Genomic DNA, 23,356 nt, shown 5'->3' with positions numbered 1-23,356 from the left:
AGGTCATAAGCTGACGCTCATCCCCCCGGTAAGGGGATGAGCGTCGGGCCTCGCGCGGGATGCGTGCCTTATCCAGGCACCCCGTCACCCAAATGCCGCCAGCCGACGACATTCTGCCGCTGCTCGCCTAGCCCCGTAATGCCGAGCCGCATCACGTCGCCTTCCTTCAGGAAGATGGGCTGCGGCTTCTTGCCCTCCCCGACGCCTGGCGGCGTGCCGGTGATGAGGAGGTCGCCGGGGTAGAGCGTCACGAACCGGCTGACATAAGCGACGATCTCCGCCACGGGGAAGATCATGGTCGTGGTGTTGCCGGTCTGCATCCGCGCGCCATTCAGGTCCAGGAACATGTCCAGCGCCTGCGCATCGGGTACCTCGTCCGGCGTCACCAGCCAGGGGCCGACTGGGCAGAAGGTGTCGTGCCCCTTGCCCTTGCTCCATTGCGATCCGCGCTGCTTCTGGTTGAAGCGTTCCGACACGTCGTTGGCGACGGTATAGCCCGCGACATGGGCCAGCGCGTCGGCTTGCTCCACATAGCGCGCCGTCTTGCCGATCACCACGCCCAGTTCCACCTCCCAGTCGCTGTGGGTGGAGCCCTGGGGCAGCATGACCTCGTCATAAGGGCCAGTGAGGCTGGACAGGGCCTTCATGAACATGACGGGCTCGGTCGGGATGGGCAGGTTGGACTCGCGGGCATGGTCTGCATAGTTGAGGCCGATCGCTACGATCTTGCCGATGCCCGACACGGGCACGCCCAGGCGGACACCCTCCGCCACGGTCGGCAGGCGCTCGACATCGACAGCTTCGAGGGCGGCGATGCCCTGAACGGTGATGTCGTCCATCAGACCGGACAGGTCACGTACCCGGCCTTGCGCGTCGATCAGGCCCGGCTTCTCGCTGCCGCGCTGTCCATGGCGAACGAATTTCATACAGGTCCTTCCTTTCTGTCACCGGCGTCCGGCACTTGCGCCGTTCATCATGGCAGCGGCCGGCCGGCACGAGCAAGCAAGGCGCGTGCCTGCTTCAGATGGGGGGCATCGACCATCCGCCCCTCGAACCGGAACGCGCCCTGCCCCGCCTCGGCCGCCGCCGCGAGCAGGCGCCGGGCCGCGTCCAGCGCCTCGTCCGAAGGCGCGAACGCCGCGTTGATGATCGGCACCTGCCGGGGATGGATCGCCATCATGCCGGTGAAGCCATCCCGCGCCCCGCGTGCGGCATAGGCGGCCAGCCCCGCATCGTCCGACAGCGCCGGGAACACCGTCTCGATCGCCGCCACGCCCGCCGCATGGGCCGCGAACAGGGTCAGCGAGCGTACGAGTTCATAGGGCTGAGTGTAGCGGCCGTCCGCCTCGCGCGACGCGGCGGCGCCGATCGCCGCCGGCAGATCCTCCGCGCCCCAGGTCAGGCCGCAGAGATGACGCTCCACCGTCGCATAGTCACCCAGCCGGAAGATCGCCGCCGGCGTTTCGGTCGCGATCGGCAGGATCGGCAGACAGGCCGCGCCCCAGGCATCAACCAGTGCATGGATGGTGGCGCTGCCTTCCGCTTTCGGCAGAACTACGCCATCCGCGCCGCGCGCGGCATCCACGTCGGCGGAGAGGCAGCCGGCATCCACCGGATTGATCCGGACCAGGCGCGACACTTCCGACGATTGCCCGAGACAGGTGGCGACTGCTGCCCGCGCCTCCTGCTTCGCCTCCGGCGCAACCGAATCCTCAAGGTCGAGGATGATCGCGTCGGCACCGCTCGCCGCTGCCTTGTTGAACCGTTCCGGCCGGTCGCCGGGCACGAACAGCAGCGAGCGCAGCCTCATGCGGCCGGGGTCTTGTGCAGCATGGCCGTGCGCAGGCACTGGCAGACCAGCACGTCCTGCTGGTTCAACAATTCGTGCCGGAAGGTCACCAGCCCGGAATCGGGCCGCGACCTGCTTTCGCGCAGGTCGGTCACCTCGGTCGTGGCGCGCAGCGTGTCGCCGATGAAGACCGGCTTCGGCATCACCATTTTGTCATAGCCCAGATTGGCGACCAACGTGCCAAGCGTGGTCTCCCCCACCGACAAGCCTACCATCAGTGCGAAGGTGAAGGTGCCGTTGACGAGGATGCGGCCGAATTCGGACCTGGCCGCCGCCTCGGCATCGATATGCAGCGGCTGGGGATTGTGGGTCATGGTGGAGAAGAGGAGGTTGTCCGTCTCCGTTACCGTTCGGCGGATCGGATGGTCGATCCGGTCACCGATCGCCCACACGTCAAAGTATCGGCCGCTCATCCCGCCACGCCCGCATCCGGCGTGGGCTCGACCCGGACCAGCAACGCGCCTTCGCTCACCTGCCCGCCCTCCGTCGCGCGCAGTTCGACGATGCGGCCCGCAAAGGGCGCGACCAGTGCCTGCTCCATCTTCATCGCCTCCAGCACGACCAGTTTCTGGCCAGCCGCCACAGTGTCGCCCTCCGCCGCCGTCACCGACACGATCCGGCCGGGCATGGGGGCGAGGATCGCGCCATTCCCCGCCGCACGGCCCTGCTGTGCCCCTCCGCCGCGCGGCACCTCGGCCGACCAGGCTCCACCGCGCGCGAACAGGATCGTCTCGCCGTCCAGCGTCACGGTGCGGACCTTGCCGGGCCGATCCGAAGGCTGCCCCCGCACCGTCCTGCCGTCTACCGCGACCGACACCTCTGCTTCGGGCGCGGCGTTGGCGCGAAAGCCGGTCAAGGCCTGCCACGGATCACTTGCCTCCCGCGGCAGGATCGCGGCGGCGGCGGCGGCCACTACGTCCTCCGGCGGCTCAGTCGAGGGGATCAGCCGCTCGCCGTGCCGCTCGATAAAGCCGGTGTCGATGGCGCCGCCGACGAAGTCCGGATGAGCCAATGCGCGGGCAAGGAAGGCCGCGTTGGTGCGCACCGGCCAGACCTCGACCTGCGCTGCACCGGCCGCCAACCAGCGCGCCGCGCCCTGCCGTGTGCGGGCATGGGCGGTCAGCTTGGCGATCATGGGATCATAATGCGGCGTGACCTGCCCCCCCTCCTCCACCCCGCTGTCGATACGCAGCCCGCGCGGCAGGCGCAGCCGGCGCAGCGGTCCGGTGGAGGGCAGGAAGCCGCGCGACGGATCTTCCGCATAAAGCCGCGCCTCCATTGCGTGGCCGTCGATCGCCAGCTCCGCCTGCGCCTTGGGCAAAGCCTCGCCAGCAGCGACGCGCAACTGCCATTCGACCAGATCGACGCCGGTGATCGCCTCCGTCACGGAATGTTCGACCTGCAGGCGGGTGTTCATTTCCATGAACCAGATACGGTCGGCGCGCAGCCCCCGGGTCGCGTCCGCGATGAATTCGATCGTACCCGCGCCGACATAGTCCACCGCCCGCGCCGCCTTCACCGCCGCGTCGCAGATCGCCGCGCGCGTGTCGGCGTTCATGCCGGGCGCGGGCGCTTCCTCGATCACCTTCTGGTGCCGCCGCTGGAGCGAGCAATCCCGCTCGAACAGGTGGACCACATCGCCGTGCGTGTCGCCGAACACCTGCACTTCGATGTGGCGCGGGTTGGAAATATATTTTTCCAGCAGCACGCGATCATCGCCGAACGCCGCTGCCGCCTCGCGCCGGCAGGCTATCAGCGTGTCGGGGAAGTCCGCCGGGCGATCGACCCGGCGCATCCCCTTGCCGCCGCCGCCCGCCAGCGCCTTGATCAGGACGGGATAACCGATCGCATCCGCCTCCACCCGCAGGCGATCGGGGGACTGGTCCTCGCCCAGATAGCCCGGTGTCACGGGTACGCCGGCCCGCGCCATCAGCGCCTTGGCCGCGTCCTTCAGCCCCATGGCGCGGATCGCCGCCGGCGGCGCGCCGACCCACACCAGGCCGGCCGCCGCCACCGCTTCGGCAAACCCGGCATTTTCCGACAGGAAGCCGTAGCCGGGATGGATCGCCTGCGCGCCCGTCTCCTTGGCGGCGGCGATGATGCGATCGCCCCGCAGGTAGCTGTCGTGCGCGGGTGCTGAGCCGATCCTGACCGACACATCCGCCTGCCGGACGTGCGGTGCCCCGGCATCCGCGTCCGAATAGACCGCCACTGTCCGCCGCCCCATCGCGCGCGCCGTGCGGATGATCCGGCAGGCGATCTCCCCTCGGTTGGCGATCAGGAGCGTGTCGAACATGGCATCAGGCCATTTCGGTGAGCGTGTGTGCGGACGCGGTGTCCATCGGCCTCAGCCCCAGCTTCGCGAACAGGGCCGCATCGCGATCGCCACCGGCATTGCCGGTGGTCAGCAGCCTGTCGCCGGTGAAGATCGAATTTGCCCCGGCCGTGAAGCAGAGCGCCTGCATCGTGTCGGACATGCTCTCCCGCCCGGCCGACAGCCGCACGATGCTGCGCGGCATGATGATGCGGGCTACCGCGACGGTCCGCACGAATTCGATGTCGTCAATGCGCGCGCTCGGCACGTCGTGCAGCAGGTCGCCCAGCACGGTGCCGCGGATCGGCACCAGCGCGTTGAGCGGCACGCTTTCCGGCGGCTCCGCCATGGTCGCCAGTGCGTGGAGGAAGCTGACCCGGTCGGCCCGCGTCTCCCCCATGCCCAGGATCCCGCCGCAGCAGACATTGATCCCGGCGGCGCGCACCCGGTCCAGCGTATCCAGCCGCTCCTGGAAGCTGCGGGTGGTGATGACATTGCCGTAATTTTCCGGCGAGGTATCAATATTGTGGTTGTAGTAATCCAGGCCCGCCGCACCCAGCCGATCCGCCTGATCGTCGGTCAGCATGCCCAGCGTCATGCAGGTTTCCAGGCCCAGCGCCTTCACCTCCGCCACCATGCCCAGCAGCGCGGGCATGTCACGCTCCTTGGGCTCGCGCCAGGCGGCACCCATGCAGAAGCGGTGCGATCCGCCCTGCTTGGCCGCGCGGGCGGCGGCCAGCACCGCTTCCCGCTCCATCAATTTGTCCGCCTTCAGTCCGCTCTTGGCGTGCGCCGACTGGCTGCAATAGCCGCAATCCTCCGCGCAGCCGCCCGTCTTGATCGACAGCAGGGTCGAAAGCTGCACTTCGCCGGCGCGATGGTTCGCCCCATGGACGGCGTGCGCACGCGCCACCAGATCAAGGAACGGCAGGTCGAACAGGCCGGCAATGGCGTCGCGGGTCCAAGGGTCGGGAGTCATGCTTACATCCTGAAGATGCCGAACCGGGAATGGTCGGGGATCGGCGCGTTGAGCGTGGCGGCCAGCGCGAGGCCGAGCACGTCGCGCGTCTGCACCGGATCGATGATCCCGTCATCCCACAGCCGCGCGGTGGCGTACCAAGGATTGCCCTCATCCTCATATTTGCGGCGGATCGGCGCCTTGAACGCCTCTTCCTCCTCCGCCGACCAGCTGTCGGCGTCGCGATGGACGGTGGCGAGAACGCTGGCGGCCTGCTCGCCGCCCATTACGCTGATCCGCGTATTGGGCCAGGTGAACAGGAAACGCGGGCTGTAGGCGCGGCCGCACATGCCGTAATTGCCTGCGCCGAAACTGCCGCCGATCACCACCGTGATCTTGGGCACCTGCGCCGTGGCGACGGCGGTGACCAGCTTGGCGCCGTGCTTGGCGATCCCCTCCGCCTCATATCTGCCGCCGACCATGAAGCCGGAAATGTTCTGGAGGAACAACAGCGGGATACGGCGCTGGCACGCCAGTTCGATGAAGTGCGCCCCCTTTTGCGCGCTTTCGCTGAACAACACGCCGTTATTTGCGAGGATCGCGATCGGCATGCCCCAGATATGCGCGAAGCCGCACACCAAGGTGGTGCCGTACAACGTCTTGAATTCGTGGAACTCCGATGCGTCCACGATCCGCCCGATCACCTCCCGCACGTCATACGGCGCGCGTACGTCCTGCGGCACGATGCCGTAGAGGTCCTCGGCGGCAAGGCGCGGCGCACGCGGCGCGATGCGGTTGACGTTGGGAGAAGCCGGAGGCGGCAAGGTGGCGACGATGTCGCGGACTATGGTCAGCGCATGACCATCATCCTCCGCCACATGGTCCACCACGCCCGAGCGGTGGCCGTGCGTTTCCGCCCCGCCCAGTTCCTCGGCGGAGATGATCTCGCCGGTCGCGGCCTTTACCAAAGGCGGCCCGGCGAGGAAGATCGTGCCCTGGCCGCGCACGATCACCGTTTCATCCGACATCGCCGGCACATAGGCGCCGCCCGCCGTGCAACTGCCCATAACGCAGGCGATCTGCGGGATGCCAGCCGCAGACATCTGGGCCTGGTTGAAGAAGATGCGCCCGAAATGGTCGCGGTCGGGGAACACCTCCGCCTGATGCGGCAGGTTGGCGCCGCCGCTGTCGACCAGGTAGATACAGGGCAGATGGTTCTCGCGCGCAATCTCCTGCGCGCGGAGGTGCTTTTTGACGGTCAACGGATAATAGGTGCCGCCCTTCACCGTGGCGTCGTTGCAGACGATCATCACCTGTCGGCCCGACACGCGGCCGATGCCCGCAATCACCCCCGCGCCAGGCACCTCGTCGTTATAAAGACCATGAGCGGCAAGCTGCCCGATCTCCAGGAACGGCGATCCGGGATCGAGCAATCGTGCCACCCGATCGCGCGGCAGCAGCTTGCCCCGGGCCACATGCCGCTCGCGCGCCCCTTCGCTCCCGCCCGCTGCCGCGGTGGCCACATCGGACCGCAACCGTTCGGCCAAGGCGCGATTGTGCGTGTCGTTCGCGCGAAAGCCCTCATCCTGCGACGCAACCATGCTGGCCAGCGTGGGTGCGGTCTTCACGATGCGCAGGCTGCGCCGTCGTCACGGACGCGTCGGATCACCACGGCAACTCTCCACCACCTCTTTTGCGGTGAGCCTATCACCGGCGATGGTCGGTGGAAACAGCAGCGGCAACGCTCGTCGCCGCCGCTCATGGGGCCGTCAGGACGCGACTTCCGCCTTGGGCTGCGCCACCCCCAGCTCGGTGGCGAACCAGTCGCACGTGCGGCCCAGCCCTTCCTTCAACTGGGTGCGCGGAACCCAGCCGAGCAGTTGCTGCGCGCGTGAAATGTCGGGGCGGCGGCGGTACGGATCGTCCTGCGGGCGCGGGCGGAACACCACCCGGTCGCGATCGGCCCCGGTCATTGCCAGCACCATGTCGCACAATTCGCCGACCGATAATTCCACGGGGTTGCCGAGGTTCACCGGCTCCGGGATCGACTGGTCGCTTTCCATCAGCGCCATCAGCGCCGCGACCATGTCGTCGACATAGCAGAAGCTGCGCGTCTGGCTGCCGTCGCCGTGGATCGTGATCTCGCGGTCGGACAATGCCTGGCAGATCAGGTTGGACACGACCCGCCCGTCGTCAGGATGCATGTGCGGACCATAGGTGTTGAAGATCCGCGCCACGCGCACGTCCGCCCGGCCCATCCGCGCATAGTCGAAGGTCAGGGCCTCCGCCGCGCGCTTGCCCTCGTCATAGCAGGCGCGCGGGCCGGTGCAGCTGGTCCAGCCGCGATAGCTTTCCGGCTGGGGATGCACCTCCGGATCGCCATAGACCTCGCTGGTGGAGGTGAGCAGGAAGCGCGCGCCCGATTTCTCCGCCAGCCGCAGCAGATGATGCGTGCCGACCACGTTGGTCAGCATCGTATGCTCGGGATCGGCTTGATATTGCGGCGGAGAGGCGGCGCAGGCGAGATTGAAGATGCGCGTGATCCGCCCCGCCTTGGCCGTCACCTCGGCCGGCAGCGGGTTGACCACGTCCGCCTCGACAAAGCTGAATCCGGACAGCTTTTCCAGGAAGCGGAGGTTGGACGGGCGTGCGGTCTGGAGGTTGTCCAGGCAAATCACCTCATGCCCGCTTTCCACCAGCGCGCGGCACAGATGCGACCCGATGAAGCCCGCTCCGCCAGCCACCAGTGCAATTCCGCGGTCGGTCCACATATCTGTTCCTCCCTGTACCGTTTCTGTTTTTCCGGACGTGCCGGCTTTGCCGCGTTTTTCTGCGGCCTCATTCAAGTGCGCTTCCAACTGGGCGGCGCGATCCGCGGCGGTGTGGCCCGACAGCACGATCCGCCGTGCCGCCGCTCCGATCGCCTCCGCGTCCCCGTCCAAAGCCGCAATAACGTCGTCCGTCGTGTCAGCCAGGATGATCTCCTGCCCCGGCGCGAACAGCTTGTCGATCCCGTCCCATCGATCCGAGATGATCGGGGTGCCGCAAGCCGCTGCCTCGAACAGCCGCACCGACGGCGACCAGCCCGCCGCGATCATGTCCGCCCGCGTCACGTTGAGGGTAAAGCGCGAGGCCGAATAGAAAGCGGCGTGATCGGCCGGCGGGCAATGCTCGATCCGCTCGACATTGGCCGGCCAGTCGATGTCGGCGGGATATTGCGGCCCCGCCACCGCGAAACGCAGGTCGGGCCGGCGGCGCGCCGGCTCCAGCAGCAGCCGCTCCAGCGTCGGCTGCCGATCCGGGCTGTAGGTGCCGAGATAAGACAGATCCCAGCGGGCGGGCGCGTTGACCGGCTGGTACAAGGCCGGGTCGACCGAGCAGTAAAGCGGCCGCGCAGCCGGCGAGCCATATTGGCGCTCGATCAGGTCCAAAGTCGGCCCGCCCGTGAACGACAGATACACGTCGTATCCCGGGATCACCTCCGGCGAGAGATATTCGAAATCGCCCCGTGCCAGCTTGGCCAGCGTCACTGGCGTGTCGATGTCGTAAAATGCCGTGACACCCTGTGCCGTCGCCTGAACATAGCGGCCGACCGCCACCCCCGCCGGCACGTAGGAGCCGACGATCACCGCATCGGCGCCGGCAATCTCCTCCGCCCAGTCGCGCAACTGGTCGAGATCGCCATAATAAGCGAGCCGGCAGTAATCGGGATCGGTCAGGTCGCGCTGGCTTGCGTACCAGGGCACGTCGCGTTCGAGGAACAGGATGTCGTGCCCCCGCGCCGCATAGGCCTTCAGCAGCGCGCGGAACGTGGTCGCGTGGCCATTGCCCCAGGAGGAGGACAGGCTGAGGCCGAGGACGACAAGCTTCATGCCGCCTCCCGCGCCCGCGCGAAATGTGCCTTGAACACCTGGTCGACCTGTGCGCCGCGCAAGCGATAGGTATGCTCGGCCATGACGCGGGCCAGCGCCGCTTCGCCGATGGCCTTGGCCCGTTCCGGCGTCAGCGACGCAAGGTGATCGGCCACGTCCTGGCCGTCGCGGGCGACGAGCACCTCCTCATCCGGCTTCAGGAACAGGTCGATCCCCTCCCAAGCGTCGGTGATCAGGCAGGCGGCAGCACCCGCCGCCTCGAACACGCGGGTCGCGGGCGAGAAGCCGATGTTGGCCATGCTGTCGCGCGCCACGTTCAGCACCGCCAACGGCGTGCAGTTGAACGCATTATGCTCGGTCGTATAGACATGGCCGCGATGGCGGACATTGCCCGGCATCCCCTTGGTCTCCCAGCCATTGCCGCCGATCAGGAATTGCCGCTCCGCCAGCAGAGCCGCCGGCTTCAGGAAGAATTCCTCCACCCGCGCCTCGCGGTCGGGCAGGCGATTGCCGAGGAAGGCCAGGTCGCAGGCGAAACGCGGGTCGGGATCGACCGGGTGGTGCGTGCTGGGGTCGAGCGCATTGTAGACCGGCACGCAATCGGCGGCGCCGAAGCCGCGATAGGCGTCGATCACCGGCGGCCCGCCGCCATAGGTCAGCACCATGTCCAGGTTCGGCAACGCCTTCAGCACCGGATGGGAGGCGTCGGCCCGCATCTCGTCCAGCGTCGCCGCCGCGTCCACGTCCCAGAAGATGCGGAGCGCGTCGGGGCGCGCCTGATCGATCACGCCTTCAAGCAGTTCGCGGTCGAACACCCCGACGCCGTTCGCCTTGACCACGATGTCCGCCTCGCCCGCCTCGGCCAGCACGCCGCGCATCGCCTCTTCCGTGGCGGGGTAGACGACCGAGCGCGCCCATTCCGGCGGATCGATGTCGCGATGCTGCTGTCGGTCGAAGGCGTCTGGCTCGTAGAAGGTAATCTGGTAACCACGCCCGGCAAGATCGCGCAGGATCCCGCGATAATAGGTTGCCGCACCGTTCCAGTAGGAAGACAGCAGGCTGGAACCGTAGAAGGCGATCTTCACGCAACAGTCTCCAGATCGGGTTGGGTCAGGCGCCCCACGATGGCGAGCAATTCGTCCACGCGGTGGGCACAGGTATGGCGGGCAAGGATCGTTTCCAGCCCCGAAGTGACGAGGCTTTGCCGCAGCGCCGCGTCCTTGCGGATATCCCGCAGCGCAGCCTCCATCGCTGACGGCGACTGCACCATCAGGAAGTCCTGCCCGACCCGGAACAGGCCTTCGCTGTCGGACCAGGGCGCGGACAGCAGCGGGATGCCGCACGCCAGCGCCTCGAACACGCGGATGGTCGGGATGCCCGGCAGGATGGTGGTATAGTAACGCCGTGGCACGTGCACGGTGGCGAGATGGCGGGCGAAGATGCCCGGCGCCGCCGCATTGGGCGCCCATCCATGATAATGTATGCCGTAGCGCGCCAGCGTCGCCTTGGCCTCATCCGGATAGCGGACGCCGTAAATGTCGAGCGGCAGGCCAGCCGACTGCGCCGGACGGAAGAGATAATCTTCCAGCTCCTGCGTCCGCTCGCCATCGCCCCAATTGCCGATCCAGACCAGGCCCTCGCGTTCGGCATCCTGCTCCGCCGGCGGGTGGAACAGGCGCGTGTCGGCGGCCTCGTGCCAGGTCCATACGCGCTCGCCCCAGCCCCAGCGGCGATAGACCTCGCTCAGCGTCTCGCCGAAAGCCAGCACGCCGTCATAGCCGGACAGGTCGAAGGCGCGGATCGCATCGGGATCGCTGACGGCGCGATGATGGGTGTCGTGGAACAGCAAGGTGAAGCTGCCCCCGGTTTGGCTAAGCGCGCCGATCGCCGCGACAAGCGCGGGATCGTTCCATTCATGCACGATGACCAGTTCGGCATCACCCACCAGTTCGGCCACATCAGCATCGGCGGCGAAGCGGGTGGAGGACAGGTCCGGATAGGCGGTGCGATAGGGCTCCAGCCCGGCATCGCCATGATCGCCCAGCAAATTGGCGAGGCTCCATGCCCCCTCCGGCTCCAGCGCGCGCACGTCGTGGCCGCGCGCGATCAGCTCGCGCAGCACACCGCGCAGGAAATGCGCGTTGCCGTGGTTCCAGCAGGAGGCGAGGCTGTGGGTGAAATAGGCGATCTTCATGCCGCCACCCGATCAGGCGTGCTGCTCGGCAGGAGGGTACGGTAGATGGCCAGCATGTCGCCGGCCATGTGGTCGGGCGTGAAGCGGCGGGCGGCGGCGCGGGCGGCCTCTCCCTGCGTCAACCTGCGCGCCGTATCGCCGACGATCTCCTCGATCGCGCGGGCGAAACCGGCATGGTCGCAAGGGGCAACGAAGGTCGCCACCCCGTCCCACAATTCGCGAAAGGTAGGAATGTCGGACAGCACCAGCGGGCAGCCCGCGCCGGCAGCTTCCAGCACCGCCAGCCCGAACGGTTCGTACAATGCCGCCGAGACGAAGACCGGGCGCGCGGCAAGGCAACCGGCAAGGTCTTCCTCATCGACATGGCCGACCGGGATCAGATGCTCCGTCGTGACGCGATCGCCATTGGGGCCGGCAAGCGACCCTGCTGCCTTGACCGGCAGGCCGAGCCGCGCCGCCGCCCGATCCAGCGTCGCGATATTCTTGCCACGGTCCCACAGCCGTCCGGCCGTGAAGGCGAAATCGTGCATGGCCGTTGGCGGACAGGTCAACGGTGCGCGGCCGTTATGGACGGCGGTCGGCGCGACGACGAGGGCGTAGGCCGCCTGGGTTGCGGCGGCAAAGGCGGCGGACGGCGTCACCACCTTGCCGGCCTTGCGCAACCCTTCGGCATGGAGAGCCACGCGCCAGTCGAAATCCTGCGGCAACGGCCCGCTTTCGACCGCGGCCCACCACGTCGCCAGGCAGCTATGCGACACCGCCACCACTGGCACGGGAAAGCGTGCCTCCGCCGCGATTGCGGGCTGGTTCAGCTGCACCAGATCGACGTTCAGGTGACAGGCGAGTTCGGCGATGCGCCGTCCCGCCAGCAGCACCTGCTCCCGATCGTCCGCCAGCCAGTCGAGCGGCAGGCCGGTTTCGACCAGACGGACGCCGGCGATCGCCTTGGCGGCGTTGCGCTGCGCCATGTTCGGAGCCGGCCCGAGTACCGCTAGCACCGTTTCGACTCCCAAAGGCGCCAGCGCGCGCGCCAGATCGGTCGCATATTGCCACACGCCACCGACCGTATCGACGGTCATCAACAGACGCAGGCGCGCCGTGCGCTCCGTCATGCCGCGACGTCCTGCCCCACCGGCAGTTCGATCCCGCGCGCGTCGGCCAGCCACTGCGCCAGCCGGGCCACGCCCTCGCGCCACGGCACCTTCGCGCCGAGCCCGAGCGCGCCTTCGATCGCGCGCGTGTCGGCCACGAAATAACGCTGGTCGCCGGCGCGCCAGTCGGAATAGCCGATCTCCAGCTCACGCCCCAGCAGCTGCCCGACATAGGCCAGCAACTGGCGCAGGCTCACCGCATTGCCGGTGCCGCCGCCGAGGTTGAAGGCGCGGCCCTGCACCGCGTCGATCTGTTGCCACGCCGCGAGATAGGCGCCGACCGCGTCCGACACGTCGAGGATGTCGCGCACCTGGCACCCATCGCCATAGAGCGTGATCGGCTTGCCTTCGAGCGCGCGGATCAGGAAATGGGCTACCCATCCCTGATCCTCGGTCCCCATCTGACGCTGGCCGTAAATGCAGCTCATCCGCACCACGGCGCTGCGCAGGCCGTAGCTGCGGGCATAATCCAGCACATATTGGTCGGCCGCGCCCTTGGAGCAGCCGTAGGGCGTGTGGAAATCCAGGGGCCGATCCTCGCCTATCCCATAGGATTTTGTGCGGGGATCGGCGGGGACATAGGCGTCCCCCTCCAAGTCGAAATCGATATCCGCCAGGTCGCCATAGACCTTGTTGGTCGATGCGAACACGACCGGCGCCTGCGGGTTCCGCGTCCGCAATGCATCCAGCAGGTTGAGCGTGCCGACGATGTTGATCGAGAAATCGTCGCGCGGATCCACCAGGCTGGTGGTGACCGCCACCTGCGCCGCCATGTGGAATACGGCGGAGGCACGCGCGGCGGCGTCGGCCAGCCAATCCTCGTCGCGAATGTCCGCGATGATCGGCTGGATCAGGTCGCCATGGCGGCTTTGCAGCCATTCCAGGTTGGTCTCGACCCCCGCGCGGGACAGAGCGTCATAGACGACGACCTTGCGCCCCTCGCCCGCCAGCCGGTCGGCAAGGTTGGACCCGATGAAGCCTGCGCCGCCGGTGACCAGGATCGGGCGGTCGTCGCCGCTCACGCCACCAGGCCCCGGGCTTCCAGTTCGGCGCGCATCTTTTCCACGCCATCATGCGCGGTCTGCTGCGCCACCCACTCGGCCAGTTCCGCCAGGCCCTGCTGAAAGTCCTGACGCGCCTTGAAGTCCAACTTGTCGGCGGCGAGGCTGGTGTCGCAGAAGCAGTGGCGGATGTCGCCGATCCGGGCCTTGCCCACGATTTCGGGCGCGATGTTATTCTTGCCCATCGCCTTGGCCAGTTCGGTGGCGACCTCGGTCACCGACCGGTCCTTGCCCGAACCAATGTTGAACGTGCCACCCACCGCCTGCGGCAGCTCCAGCGCGTCGGCAAAGGCGCGCGCCACGTCCGACACATGGACGAAATCGCGCCGCTGCTCGCCATCCTCGAAGATCATCGGCTGCTGCCCGTTGAGCAGCCGGGAGGCAAAGATCGCCAGCACCCCGGTATAGGGGTTGGAGAGGGCCTGCCCCGGCCCGTAGACGTTGAACAACCGCAGGCACACGCCCTCTATGCCGTAAGGCGCGGCCATGATGTGGGTCGTGCGCTCCTGCACATATTTGTTGAGCGCGTAGATGGAGGCGAGGTTGGGCCGCTTCCATTCCGGCGTCGCCACCGGGGTCAGCGGGCGGCCGAGATCGTCCGTCGGCTCCCAATTGGCCTGCCCGTCCTTCAGGGTCTTGCGCTCGGCATCCTGCACCAGTTCGCCATCGGCGTCACGGTAAAGGCCCTCGCCATAGATGGACATGGAGGATGCCGTCACGACGCGGCGCACCGGCTTGTCGATTAGCGATTCGAACAGCACGGCGGTGCCTACGTCGTTGGTCGAGGTATACCGCTCGACCTCGTACATCGATTGCCCGACGCCAACTTCGGCCGCCAGGTGGATCACGCTGTCGATACCATCCAGCGCGCGCTTCACCGCATCCTTGTCGCGCACGTCGCCGCGGATCAGTTCCGCCTCGCGGTTCAACATCTGCGAGCCGTCGGTCTGGCCGTGCACCTGCTCGATCAGGCTATCCAGCACGCGCACTTCGTTGCCACGCCGCAACAACTCGTCCGCCACGAAGCGACCGATGAATCCGGCACCGCCGGTGATCAGAATGCGTTCCACTTGCCCTCCCCGAGCATCAAAGACAGCGGGCGAACCGGCCTGAATCCCTTCCGGCGGCGGTGCGCCGCGCCCGAGGCAGATTCGGGATGTTCGTTTCGCCCCAACCCATTATTACGAAGCTACAATGCTTCTTCTTCTTCTTCGTTCCCGCGGATCGTTGCGGCGGCGAACTTTTTTGCCCGGCCAATAATCGCTGTCAACGAAGGAGGTTCGCCATAAGCGGCACGATCTATCTCGCCCGGCACGGCACCCATGCCGAGGTCGGACATGTGCTGAGCGGCCGGTCCGACATCGCCCTAAGCGAACGGGGCCGGGCCGAAGCGGACGCGCTGGCGCGGCGGCTTGGCACCGTCCCCCTCGCCTCCCTCCACAGCAGCCCGCGTCCGCGCACCCGGCAGACGGCAGAGGCAGTGGCAAGCCGGCACGCGCTGCCGCTGCAGATCGCACCGGCGTTGGACGAGATCGACTTTGGCGACTTCACCGGTCGCAGCTTTGCGGACCTGGACGCTTTGCCCGACTGGCGGAGGTGGAATGCGGAGCGGCACACCGCGCGCTGTCCCGATGGAGAAACGATGGCGGAGGCGGTGGAGCGCGCCCTCGCCTATCTGATGGCCTTGCCCGAAGGCGACTGCCCCGCATTGTGCGTCACGCATTGCGACATCATTCGCGGTCTGGTCACCCGATTGCTCGGCCTCCCCTATGACCGCATGTTCGCGCTGGAGTGCGATCCGGGATCGTTGACGACCTTACAACGCGACCAGGGCGGGCTCCACCTGATCACCCTGAACGAGCAGCCCTTCGCCACGGCACACAGCTTCTAGCGTGAGGTCGCGGCGAACCGCCTCGACCACCGCAGTCCAATCGCCGGCACGCGGCTGCACATACAGGCGCATGGTCGGATACCAGCTGCTGTCGGTCCGGTCGGGTGCCCAGCGCCAATCGGGCTCGGCCTTCAGCAGCAGCCAGGTGGGTTTCCCCAATGCGCCGGCGAGATGGGCGACCATCGTATCGACGGTGATGACCAGGTTCGCGCCCGCCAGCAAGGATGCGCTGGTCGCGACCTCCAGGCTGCACCCTTGCGGATTGCGCACGGGAAGCGCGGTCGGTTCCGGCACCAGGGTAACGCAGCGATGGTTCCGGCAGACCGCGTCGAACAGCTCCGCCGGCACGCGGCGATCCATATCCCAGTCGCTGCCGCTGTAGCAGAGGGCAACACTCCCCGCCGCCTCCGCTGCCGGCTGGGCAAAAAGGTACGGCACCGCGGCCGCTGATGGCGCGGCGCGAAGGGCGAAGGCCAGCTCCGTGATCTCGATGTCGCATTCGGCGGGCGGCAGCGGATGCGCCGGATCGAAGGGGATGATGCGGTCGATGCCCGGCATGTCGGCGATCAGGCATTGCAACTGCGGCTGCACCTCCACCGTCAGCGACGCGGCGCGCGCACCCAGCAAAGGCAGGAAGCGCGCGAACTGGATGGTGTCGCCCAGTCCGTGGTAGCAGCGGATCAGCACATGCCGCCCGTCGAACGGCCGCCCGTCCCACACCCAGCGGAGATGGTAGGGCTTGGCCGGATCGTCGCGCATCGCCGGATCACGCGCGCGCAGATCCTGCTCCGACAGCAGCCACGCATCCTCGAACCGGTCCGCGCGCATCGCGGCCACCCATTGCTGCATCCCATTGGACATGCAGCCGGAATGATGTGCGGCGCCCTCCGGTTCCGTGCTGCACGAAAGTGTTTGAGCTTTGCCGCTCCAGGCTTCTACAATCCTGAGGAACAGCGCGAAGAAAAGTTCGTTTGCGAAACGAAGGTTAGCTGCCCATTGCACCGGAATGCCATGGGTCGCAGCGGCGTTCCAAGGCGATAGCGCGATAACGGGGGAGAGTGAATGGACGTTGCCGAACGTAGCCTTGATGAGGGTAACGCCGCAAAGCTGCGCGCCCGGATCGAGGCATTGGCGCCATGGTTCCACAATATGAACCTGGGCGGCGTGCAGACCGCACCCGATCATTTCCTCGGCGATTACCCGGCCACCAAGTTCGCAAGCTTCGCCGACGCGATCCCGACCGACCTGACCGGCAAGAGCGTGCTCGACATCGGCTGCAACGCCGGCTTCTACTCCGTCGAGATGAAGCGGCGCGGAGCGGAGCGCGTGGTCGGCATCGACAGCGACGACCGCTATCTGGCGCAGGCGCGGCTTGCGACGGAGGCGTTGGGCTTTTCGGGCGTCGAGTTCCGCAACCTGTCCGTCTATGACGTCGGCGCGCTCGGCGAGCGGTTCGACCTCGTGATCTTCATGGGGGTGCTGTACCACCTGCGTCACCCCCTGCTCGCGCTCGACCTGATCCGCGAGCATGTGACCGGCGACCTGATGCTGTTTCAGACGATGCAGCGGGGATCGAGCGAGACGATCGACGTGCCGGAGGACCACCCGTTCTTCGTGCCGGGCAGCTTCGACGCGCCGCCGATCTTCGACGAGCCCGCTTATCCCAAGATGCATTTCATCGAGCGCGAATATGCGCACGACTGGACCAACTGGTGGGCTCCGAACCGCGCCTGTTCCGAAGCGATGCTGCGCGCCGCCGGCTTCACGGTCGAGGCGCATCCGGAACAAGAAGTATTTCTGTGCCGCGTGGCGGAGGTGCCCTATTCCAAATGGGGCCGCCACGCCGTCTATCCGGCCACGTCGAACGAAGGGGGAATGCGTCGGTGATCGAAGCCGCGATGATCTGGAACGAGCCCAACAACAAATCGCATTGGGATCCGAGTATCGATCCCGACTGGGCGTCGTTCGCCGACCATGTGATCCGCGCAGGCGACGCGATCCACGCGATCAATCCCGCCGTCACCCGCGTGCTGGGCGGCATGTCGCCGATCGACCCGCACTGGCTGCGGCGGATGGAGGGGCATGGCGCGCTGAACGCGGTCGATGCGGTCGCCGTCCATGGCTTCCCGCTCGACTGGAATCTGTGGCCGTTGTCGGCGTGGCCCGACAAGATCGCGGAGATCAAGGCCGTCACCGACAAGCCCGTCTGGGTGACGGAGGTGGGCGTCAGCTCGTTCGGCGCGGAGGAGGTGCAGGTCTTCGGGCTGGAGCGCACCGCTACCCTGCTGAAGGACATTGCCCCGCGCGTCTTCTGGTATTCGCTGTTCGACCTGCCGATGAGCTGGGGCGCGGAAACGCGTCACCGCGAGGCGGAGGGATCATCCTATTACCGCCACTTCTACCTGGGCCTGATCCGTGAGGACGGGACACCCAAGCCGGCGCTGGAAACCTATGCGGCCCATGCCGCCGAACTGGGCCTGATGCAGTGGTTCCACTTCCAGGATCCGCGCCTGGACGATGCCGTGCAGTGGATGAAGCGCCTCGGCACCCGGCGGTTGCGCACCGGCCTGTCCTGGGCCGACAGTTTCCGCCCCAATGCGGTCGACTGGTTCGACCGGCAGATGGAGGCGCTGGCCGACTTCGACGTCACCGTCACCTTCTGCTTCACGCCGGAGCATCTGGGGGTGGAGCCGCACCACACTTCCCCCGCCCGCGATCCGCAAGCGTTTGCGGACTTCTGCGCCTGGATGATCGACCGCTATGCGCCGGGACAGAGCCAGCGTGACGCCGGCGAGGCTCCCTTCTCCCCGCTGGATACCGAACCGAGCACGTCGGCCATGTCGACCCTCAATTTCAATCGCGACGAGCGTCTCGCCGCCGAACGGAGCGCCGCCTGATGCTCGCCCGCACATCGTCTCCCATCAACGTCGCCGTCATCGGCGTCGGCAATTGCGCCAGCTCGCTCGTCCAGGGCGTCAGCCATTATCGCGAAGGCGCGAACGACCTCGCCGGCCTGATGCACGAAGAGGTAGGCGGCTATCGCCCGTCCGACATCCGCTTCGTCGCGGCGTGGGACGTGGACAAGCGCAAGGTCGGCAAGGACATCAGCGAGGCGATCTTCGCCAAGCCCAACTCGACCGCCATCTTCTGCCCCGAGGTGAAGGCCAGCGGCGCCGTCGTCCGCATGGGCGTGGTGAAGGACGGCGTGGCCGAGCATATGCTCGACTATCCCGACAATGACCGCACCTTCTTGCTGGCCGAGGCGGCGCAGCCGACACGCGAGGAGGTCGTCGCACTCCTGCGCGAGGCGCAGGTCGACGTGATGATGAACTATCTGCCGGTCGGCAGCCAGGAAGCGACCGAATTCTACGCCGAATGCGCGCTGGAAGCCGGCGTCGCCTTCGTCAACAACATCCCGGTCTTTATCGCGTCGGACGAGACGTGGGCGAAGAGGTTCACCGATGCAGGCGTGCCGATCGTCGGCGACGACATCAAGGCGCAGGTCGGCGCCACCATCGTCCACCGCGTCCTGACCGACCTGTTCAATAAGCGCGGCGTGAAGCTGGATCGTACTTACCAGCTGAATACGGGCGGCAACACCGACTTCCTCAACATGTCGAACCGGGCGCGGCTGAAGTCCAAGAAGATCAGCAAGACCGAAGCGGTGCAGGCGGTCGCGGCCGAGCGGCTGAGCGACGAGAATGTGCATATCGGCCCGTCCGACTACGTGCCGTGGCAGAATGACAACAAGGTCGCCTTCATCCGGATGGAGGGCCAGTTGTTCGGCGGCGTGCCGATGAACCTGGAACTGCGCCTGTCGGTGGAGGACAGCCCCAATTCGGCGGGTGTCGCGATCGACATGGTGCGCTGTGCCAAGCTGGCGCGCGACCGTGGTCTCGGCGGGCCGGTCGATCCGGCATCGGCCTATTTCTGCAAGCATCCGCCCAAGCAGATGACCGACGACGAGGCTCATGCCTTGCTGCAGGACTTCATCGAACAGCCGGAGCGGTGATCCCCCGCCCTGGCGTCAGGCGCGCCAGGGCGAGGTGATTACCATCAATCGCGGACCGGCATGGGCGAGCAGCGCGGCGCGCAGCTTGCGCCCATGCCGGCCATGCAGCAGGCGTTGCCACCAATGGCGCAGCACCAGTTCGGGGATCAGGATCGCGACCGACCGGCCCGGCGTGTCCGCGTCGATCTTCTCGACCAGGTCGAGGATCGGTCCCTGGATCTCGCGATAGGGTGCCGGCACGGTGATCAGGCGCGGCGGGGTCAGGCCGGCGGCGGCGAGCGGCGCGGCGATATCGCGCTCGAACCTCTCCTTCACCGCCGCGACGTCCGCCTCCTCGTCGGGTCCGCCCAGCCGGAGCAGGTGGACCGCCAGCACGTCCGGCGACAGCGTCATGGCGAAACGCAGCGCGCGATCGGTCATGCGGTTGCGCTGTTCGTAGGCGACCAGCACGGTCGGCGGCTCCGTTTCCTCGACCACGAAGGGTTCGTGCACCGCCAGCCGTCGCGCCACGCCAGCATAATGGCGCTTCACCGCGACCAGGAACAGGATGGTGAGCGGGACCGCGATCACCACGATCCACGCGCCTTCGGTAAACTTGGCGGCGAGGATGATCGCCAGCGCGATCATGGTCGTGACCGCGCCAAGCGCGTTCAGCGCCAGCCTGTGCCAATGCGCCCGCCCCTTGCGCCGCCAATGCACCACCATGCCCAGCTGGCTCATGGTGAAGGTCAGGAAGGCCCCGACCGCGAACAGGGGGATCAGGCGATCGGTGATGCCGCCGAACATCACCAGCAGCGCGCCGCCTGTCACCGTCAGGAACAGCACCCCGGCCGAAAAGACCAGCCGCCGGTCCGCGACGGCAAAGGCGCGCGGCAGGTAATCGTCGAGCGCGACCAGCCGGCAGATGCGCGGAAAACCGACAAAGCTGGTATTCGCGGACAGGCACAGCACCGTCAGCAGGCTTCCCATCGCGACATAATAGACCGGGCCATGGCCAACGATGGCGCCCGCCAGTTGCGACAGCACGCTCTGATAGCCCGCCTGCGTCTGGTCCATCGCGCCCAGTCCGTACCCATGCGCCACGGCGGCGATACCGGCCAGCAGCAGGCCCAGCGCAAGGCAGATCACGGTCAGCGTACGATGCGCCTCGCGCACCACCGGTTCGCGGAAGGCACCGACGCCGTTGGACACGGCCTCCACCCCGGTCATGGCGGTGCAGCCGGCGGCGAAGGCGCGCAGCAGCAGCCACAGGCCGGCGCCCTCCACCGCATGGTGCAATGGCGGCGGAGCAATCACCGGGTCGGCATGGCCCATCGCCAGCTTCACCAGCCCCCAGCCGATCAGGCCCAGGAAGCTCGCCAGGAACAGATAGGTCGGCAGCGCGAACAGCCACCCCGCCTCGCGCGTGCCGCGCAGGTTGGCGAGCGCCACGACGGCGAGGATGCCGAGGCACAATTCCAGCGTCCAGGGATGGAGCGCCGGAACGGAGGAGGTCAGCGCGCCTACGCCTGCCGAAATGCCGACCGCGACGTTCAACACATAATCGATCATCAGCGCGGCCGCCGCCAGCAACGAGGCGCCCGCACCCAGATTGTCCTTGGCGACGGTATAAGCGCCGCCATTGCTGGGATAGGCCAGGATCGTCTGGCGATAGGACAGATAGAGGATCGCCAGCAACGCCACGATCGGGCCGATCACCCAACCGATCCAGGCCAGGCTCAGCGCGCCGAGCGGGATCAGGATGGTCAGCGCCGCCTCCGGCCCGTAGGAGGAGGAGCCGAGCCCATCCAGGCCCATGGCCGGCACGCCCGCGAACCAGCCGATTTTCTGTTGCGTGTTCTCCCGGTTGGCGAGACGGCGACCAAGGAGGATGTCGGTGAGTTTCATGCCCGACGCACAACGTTATCGGGCATCGCTTGTGCCCGCGAAATGATGATGGAGGTTGAATGACGACGATGCAGGCCGCAGTGCTGGTAGGCCCGGGCGAGATGCGGGTGGACGCGGTCGCGCTGCCCCAGCCCGCCACGGGCGAGGTACGGATCAGGCTGGAAGGATCGGGCGTGTGCGCGTCCAATCTGGAACCTTGGGCCGGGCAGGAATGGATGACGTATCCGGGCGAGGCCGGCGGGCTCGGCCATGAAGGCTGGGGCGTGATCGATGCGGTGGGCGACGGGGTCGATGGCCTTGCCGTGGGCGATCGGGTCGCCAGCCTGGGCGGCCACGCCTTCGCCGGCTATGACGTGGCCAGGACCGACGCGGTGGTGAAGCTGCCTGAAGCGCTGGCCGGCCAGCCTTTCCCCGGCGAGCCGCTCGGTTGCGCGTTCAACATATTCCGGCGCAGCGACATCCGCGCCGGACAGACGGTGGCGATCGTCGGGATCGGCTTCCTCGGCGCGGTGCTGACCAAGCTCGCCACCGATGCGGGCGCGCGCGTGATCGCGATTTCGCGCCGGCAATTCTCGCTCGACCTCGCCACCTCCTACGGCGCGGCCGAGACGATCGTGATGGACGACCACTGGCGCATCATCGAGGATGTGAAGCGGCTGACCGCCGAGAAGATGTGCGATCGCGTGATCGAGGCCGTCGGCAAGCAGTGGCCGCTCGACCTGGCTGCCGAACTGGTGGGCTTCGGCGGCAAGCTGATCGTCGCCGGCTATCACCAGGACGGCCCGCGCCAGGTCAATATGCAGATGTGGAACTGGAAGGGCATCGACGTGATAAATGCGCACGAGCGCGATCCGGAGGTGCAACGCGCCGGCGTGCAGGCGGCGGTGGATGCGGTGGCATCGGGTGCGCTGGATCCCACGCCACTCTACAGCCATCATTATCCGCTCGATCGGCTGGGCGAGGCGCTGGATGCCACGCGCGACAAGCCGGACGGCTTCGTCAAGGCGCTGGTGACCTATGCGTAAGCCCCGCATCGGATTCCTCGGCGTCGGCTGGATCGGCCGCAGCCGGATGGAGGCGATGCTCGCCACCGGCCTGGTCGAGGCGGCGGCGATCGTCGAGCCGTCGCCAGAGATGCGCGAGGGTGCGCTGGCCCTCGCGCCCGAGGCGCGGGTTTGTGACAGCTATGAAGATATGCTGGCGCTCGGCCTGGATGGCATCGTCATCGCTACGCCCAGCGCGCTGCATGCCGCACAGTCGATCCAGGCGCTGCAGGCGGGTGCGGCGGTGTTCTGCCAGAAGCCGCTTGGCCGCGATGCGACGGAGACGCGCGCGGTGGTGGATGCGGCGCGGACCGCCGATCGGCTCTTGTCGGTCGACCTGTCCTACCGCTTCACCGACGCCATGCAGCGGATCGCGCCATTGGTGCGCAATGGCGATCTGGGCACGGTCCAGCTGGTCGACCTGACCTTCCACAATGCCTACGGCCCCGACAAGCCGTGGTTCTACGACAAGGCACAGTCGGGCGGCGGGTGCGTGGTGGACCTGGGCGTCCACTTGGTCGACCTTGCGCTGTGGACATTGGACTGGCCGGAAGTGGTGGACGTATCCGCAAGCCTGTATTCAGGCGGGCGGCCACTGGCCGATGACCGGAGCGTCGAAGACCTGGCGGTCGCCACGCTGACGCTGGCCAATGGGGTCACGGTCCGCCTCGCCTGTTCGTGGCGGATCCATGCCGGGCAGGATGCGGTGATCGAGGCCGCCTTTTACGGTAGCCAGGGCGGTGCGGCGCTGCGCAACGAAAACGGCTCGTTCATGGACTTTTCCGCTAGCAAGTTCGACGGAACGTCGCAGACGACCCTCTCCTCTCCGCCCGATCCATGGAGCGGCGGCGCGGCGGCCGACTGGGCGACACGCCTTGCGGCGAACCCGGGCTTCAGCAGCAATGCCGACACGCTGGTCGATGTGGCCGCCGTGCTCGACCGCATCTATGGCAGCGTGCGCCGATAAGAGAATAGCGGCTGGATCCGACGATCCAGCCGCCACACCGCGCGGCCGAGGGCGAAAGGGATTTCGGCCGCAACGGATCTTTATGCGTCGGCGAGCGCGGGCTCGTCGGCTTCGGCCATGTCCCACTTCTTGGGCGCTTCGGCGTCGGCATCGACCG

21 protein-coding genes are annotated in these 23,356 nt (G+C 67.3%); 6 read left to right on the top strand and 15 right to left on the bottom strand.

Features of this window, described 5'->3' with window-relative positions:
• Positions 1–68: 68 nt before the first annotated feature.
• From Q0D93_RS12715 to Q0D93_RS12650, 13 genes are all read right to left on the bottom strand, one after another.
• Positions 69–926: a fumarylacetoacetate hydrolase family protein gene (locus tag Q0D93_RS12715; protein ID WP_294394975.1), complete on the bottom strand. Its 858-nt coding sequence runs from the start codon at positions 924–926 to the stop codon at positions 69–71.
• Between the two features lie 47 nt (positions 927–973).
• Positions 974–1,810: a CoA ester lyase gene (locus tag Q0D93_RS12710; protein WP_294394973.1), complete on the bottom strand. Its 837-nt coding sequence runs from the start codon at positions 1,808–1,810 to the stop codon at positions 974–976.
• Positions 1,807–2,262: a MaoC family dehydratase gene (locus Q0D93_RS12705; protein WP_294394972.1), complete on the bottom strand. Its 456-nt coding sequence runs from the start codon at positions 2,260–2,262 to the stop codon at positions 1,807–1,809. Before Q0D93_RS12705 ends, Q0D93_RS12710 begins: the two co-directional genes overlap by 4 nt.
• Positions 2,259–4,145, bottom strand: coding sequence for a biotin carboxylase N-terminal domain-containing protein (locus tag Q0D93_RS12700; RefSeq protein WP_294394971.1), 1,887 nt, complete (start codon positions 4,143–4,145; stop codon positions 2,259–2,261). The genes Q0D93_RS12705 and Q0D93_RS12700 overlap by 4 nt, the downstream gene beginning before the upstream one ends.
• Before the next feature lie 4 nt (positions 4,146–4,149).
• Positions 4,150–5,142: a biotin synthase BioB gene (bioB, locus tag Q0D93_RS12695; RefSeq protein WP_294394969.1), complete on the bottom strand. Its 993-nt coding sequence runs from the start codon at positions 5,140–5,142 to the stop codon at positions 4,150–4,152.
• A 2-nt stretch (positions 5,143–5,144) separates the two neighbouring features.
• Entirely contained in the window at positions 5,145–6,722 is a 1,578-nt protein-coding gene (locus Q0D93_RS12690) for a carboxyl transferase domain-containing protein (RefSeq protein ID WP_294395011.1), read from the bottom strand.
• Positions 6,723–6,890: 168 nt separating this feature from the next.
• On the bottom strand, positions 6,891–8,993 hold the full coding sequence (locus Q0D93_RS14895; protein WP_366510281.1) for an NAD-dependent epimerase/dehydratase family protein: 2,103 nt from the start codon (positions 8,991–8,993) through the stop codon (positions 6,891–6,893).
• Positions 8,990–10,078, bottom strand: coding sequence for a glycosyltransferase (locus Q0D93_RS12675; protein ID WP_294394967.1), 1,089 nt, complete (start codon positions 10,076–10,078; stop codon positions 8,990–8,992). The genes Q0D93_RS14895 and Q0D93_RS12675 overlap by 4 nt, the downstream gene beginning before the upstream one ends.
• Positions 10,075–11,187: a glycosyltransferase gene (locus tag Q0D93_RS12670; RefSeq protein WP_294394965.1), complete on the bottom strand. Its 1,113-nt coding sequence runs from the start codon at positions 11,185–11,187 to the stop codon at positions 10,075–10,077. The genes Q0D93_RS12675 and Q0D93_RS12670 overlap by 4 nt, the downstream gene beginning before the upstream one ends.
• Entirely contained in the window at positions 11,184–12,299 is a 1,116-nt protein-coding gene (locus Q0D93_RS12665) for a glycosyltransferase family 4 protein (protein ID WP_294394963.1), read from the bottom strand. The genes Q0D93_RS12670 and Q0D93_RS12665 overlap by 4 nt, the downstream gene beginning before the upstream one ends.
• Positions 12,296–13,360 carry an NAD-dependent epimerase/dehydratase family protein gene (locus Q0D93_RS12660; RefSeq protein ID WP_294394960.1) on the bottom strand — a complete coding sequence of 355 codons (1,065 nt, stop codon included), beginning with the start codon at positions 13,358–13,360 and terminating at the stop codon, positions 12,296–12,298. Before Q0D93_RS12660 ends, Q0D93_RS12665 begins: the two co-directional genes overlap by 4 nt.
• Positions 13,357–14,469 carry an SDR family NAD(P)-dependent oxidoreductase gene (locus Q0D93_RS12655; protein WP_294394958.1) on the bottom strand — a complete coding sequence of 371 codons (1,113 nt, stop codon included), beginning with the start codon at positions 14,467–14,469 and terminating at the stop codon, positions 13,357–13,359. The genes Q0D93_RS12660 and Q0D93_RS12655 overlap by 4 nt, the downstream gene beginning before the upstream one ends.
• Positions 14,470–14,588: 119 nt before the next feature.
• The gene (locus Q0D93_RS12650) at positions 14,589–14,738 is read right to left on the bottom strand and encodes a hypothetical protein (protein WP_294394957.1); all 150 of its coding nucleotides are present in this window, start codon (positions 14,736–14,738) and stop codon (positions 14,589–14,591) included.
• Here Q0D93_RS12650 and Q0D93_RS12645 point away from each other — a divergent pair, their 5' ends adjacent.
• On the top strand, positions 14,739–15,290 hold the full coding sequence (locus Q0D93_RS12645; RefSeq protein ID WP_294394955.1) for a histidine phosphatase family protein: 552 nt from the start codon (positions 14,739–14,741) through the stop codon (positions 15,288–15,290).
• Here Q0D93_RS12645 and Q0D93_RS12640 read toward each other — a convergent pair.
• Entirely contained in the window at positions 15,216–16,151 is a 936-nt protein-coding gene (locus tag Q0D93_RS12640; RefSeq protein ID WP_294394953.1) for a hypothetical protein, read from the bottom strand. The genes Q0D93_RS12645 and Q0D93_RS12640 overlap by 75 nt on opposite strands.
• A gap of 201 nt (positions 16,152–16,352) precedes the next feature.
• On the opposite strand from Q0D93_RS12640, the gene Q0D93_RS12635 reads away from it, so the two are divergent.
• Genes Q0D93_RS12635 through Q0D93_RS12625 form a run of 3 tightly spaced genes read left to right on the top strand, consistent with a single transcriptional unit; the run spans position 16,353 to position 19,302 of the window.
• On the top strand, positions 16,353–17,177 hold the full coding sequence (locus Q0D93_RS12635; RefSeq protein WP_294394950.1) for a TIGR04290 family methyltransferase: 825 nt from the start codon (positions 16,353–16,355) through the stop codon (positions 17,175–17,177).
• Positions 17,174–18,187 (top strand): glycosyl hydrolase, encoded by a 1,014-nt coding sequence (locus Q0D93_RS12630; protein WP_294394948.1) that lies wholly within the window; start codon positions 17,174–17,176, stop codon positions 18,185–18,187. The genes Q0D93_RS12635 and Q0D93_RS12630 overlap by 4 nt, the downstream gene beginning before the upstream one ends.
• Entirely contained in the window at positions 18,187–19,302 is a 1,116-nt protein-coding gene (locus tag Q0D93_RS12625; RefSeq protein WP_294394946.1) for an inositol-3-phosphate synthase, read from the top strand. Before Q0D93_RS12630 ends, Q0D93_RS12625 begins: the two co-directional genes overlap by 1 nt.
• A 15-nt stretch (positions 19,303–19,317) precedes the next feature.
• On the opposite strand, the gene Q0D93_RS12620 is transcribed toward Q0D93_RS12625, so the two are convergent.
• Positions 19,318–21,189, bottom strand: coding sequence for an APC family permease (locus Q0D93_RS12620; RefSeq protein WP_294394944.1), 1,872 nt, complete (start codon positions 21,187–21,189; stop codon positions 19,318–19,320).
• Between the two features lie 59 nt (positions 21,190–21,248).
• Here Q0D93_RS12620 and Q0D93_RS12615 point away from each other — a divergent pair, with 59 nt between their 5' ends.
• Both Q0D93_RS12615 and Q0D93_RS12610 read left to right on the top strand, forming a co-directional pair.
• Positions 21,249–22,214, top strand: coding sequence for a zinc-binding dehydrogenase (locus Q0D93_RS12615; protein ID WP_294394942.1), 966 nt, complete (start codon positions 21,249–21,251; stop codon positions 22,212–22,214).
• Positions 22,207–23,199 (top strand): Gfo/Idh/MocA family oxidoreductase, encoded by a 993-nt coding sequence (locus tag Q0D93_RS12610; protein WP_294394940.1) that lies wholly within the window; start codon positions 22,207–22,209, stop codon positions 23,197–23,199. The genes Q0D93_RS12615 and Q0D93_RS12610 overlap by 8 nt, the downstream gene beginning before the upstream one ends.
• Positions 23,200–23,356 lie beyond the last annotated feature (157 nt).

Source organism: uncultured Sphingomonas sp. (assembly GCF_934560975.1).
Taxonomy (GTDB): domain Bacteria; phylum Pseudomonadota; class Alphaproteobacteria; order Sphingomonadales; family Sphingomonadaceae; genus Sphingomonas_I.
This window is presented reverse-complemented; position numbering and strand designations above follow the sequence as displayed.

Excerpts from the sequence above, each read along its gene's own strand:
- Q0D93_RS12715 (WP_294394975.1), bottom strand. The coding sequence starts at position 926 with ATGAAATTCGTTCGCCATGGACAGCGCGGCAGCGAGAAGCCGGGCCTG.
- Q0D93_RS12710 (WP_294394973.1), bottom strand. The coding sequence starts at position 1,810 with ATGAGGCTGCGCTCGCTGCTGTTCGTGCCCGGCGACCGGCCGGAACGG.
- Q0D93_RS12705 (WP_294394972.1), bottom strand. The coding sequence starts at position 2,262 with ATGAGCGGCCGATACTTTGACGTGTGGGCGATCGGTGACCGGATCGAC.
- Q0D93_RS12700 (WP_294394971.1), bottom strand. The coding sequence starts at position 4,145 with ATGTTCGACACGCTCCTGATCGCCAACCGAGGGGAGATCGCCTGCCGG.
- bioB (WP_294394969.1), bottom strand. The coding sequence starts at position 5,142 with ATGACTCCCGACCCTTGGACCCGCGACGCCATTGCCGGCCTGTTCGAC.
- Q0D93_RS12690 (WP_294395011.1), bottom strand. The coding sequence starts at position 6,722 with ATGGTTGCGTCGCAGGATGAGGGCTTTCGCGCGAACGACACGCACAAT.
- Q0D93_RS14895 (WP_366510281.1), bottom strand. The coding sequence starts at position 8,993 with ATGAAGCTTGTCGTCCTCGGCCTCAGCCTGTCCTCCTCCTGGGGCAAT.
- Q0D93_RS12670 (WP_294394965.1), bottom strand. The coding sequence starts at position 11,187 with ATGAAGATCGCCTATTTCACCCACAGCCTCGCCTCCTGCTGGAACCAC.
- Q0D93_RS12665 (WP_294394963.1), bottom strand. The coding sequence starts at position 12,299 with ATGACGGAGCGCACGGCGCGCCTGCGTCTGTTGATGACCGTCGATACG.
- Q0D93_RS12650 (WP_294394957.1), bottom strand. The coding sequence starts at position 14,738 with ATGTCCGACCTCGGCATGGGTGCCGTGCCGGGCGAGATAGATCGTGCC.
- Q0D93_RS12640 (WP_294394953.1), bottom strand. The coding sequence starts at position 16,151 with ATGTCCAATGGGATGCAGCAATGGGTGGCCGCGATGCGCGCGGACCGG.
- Q0D93_RS12635 (WP_294394950.1), top strand. The coding sequence starts at position 16,353 with ATGGACGTTGCCGAACGTAGCCTTGATGAGGGTAACGCCGCAAAGCTG.
- Q0D93_RS12625 (WP_294394946.1), top strand. The coding sequence starts at position 18,187 with ATGCTCGCCCGCACATCGTCTCCCATCAACGTCGCCGTCATCGGCGTC.
- Q0D93_RS12620 (WP_294394944.1), bottom strand. The coding sequence starts at position 21,189 with ATGAAACTCACCGACATCCTCCTTGGTCGCCGTCTCGCCAACCGGGAG.
- Q0D93_RS12615 (WP_294394942.1), top strand. The coding sequence starts at position 21,249 with ATGACGACGATGCAGGCCGCAGTGCTGGTAGGCCCGGGCGAGATGCGG.
- Q0D93_RS12610 (WP_294394940.1), top strand. The coding sequence starts at position 22,207 with ATGCGTAAGCCCCGCATCGGATTCCTCGGCGTCGGCTGGATCGGCCGC.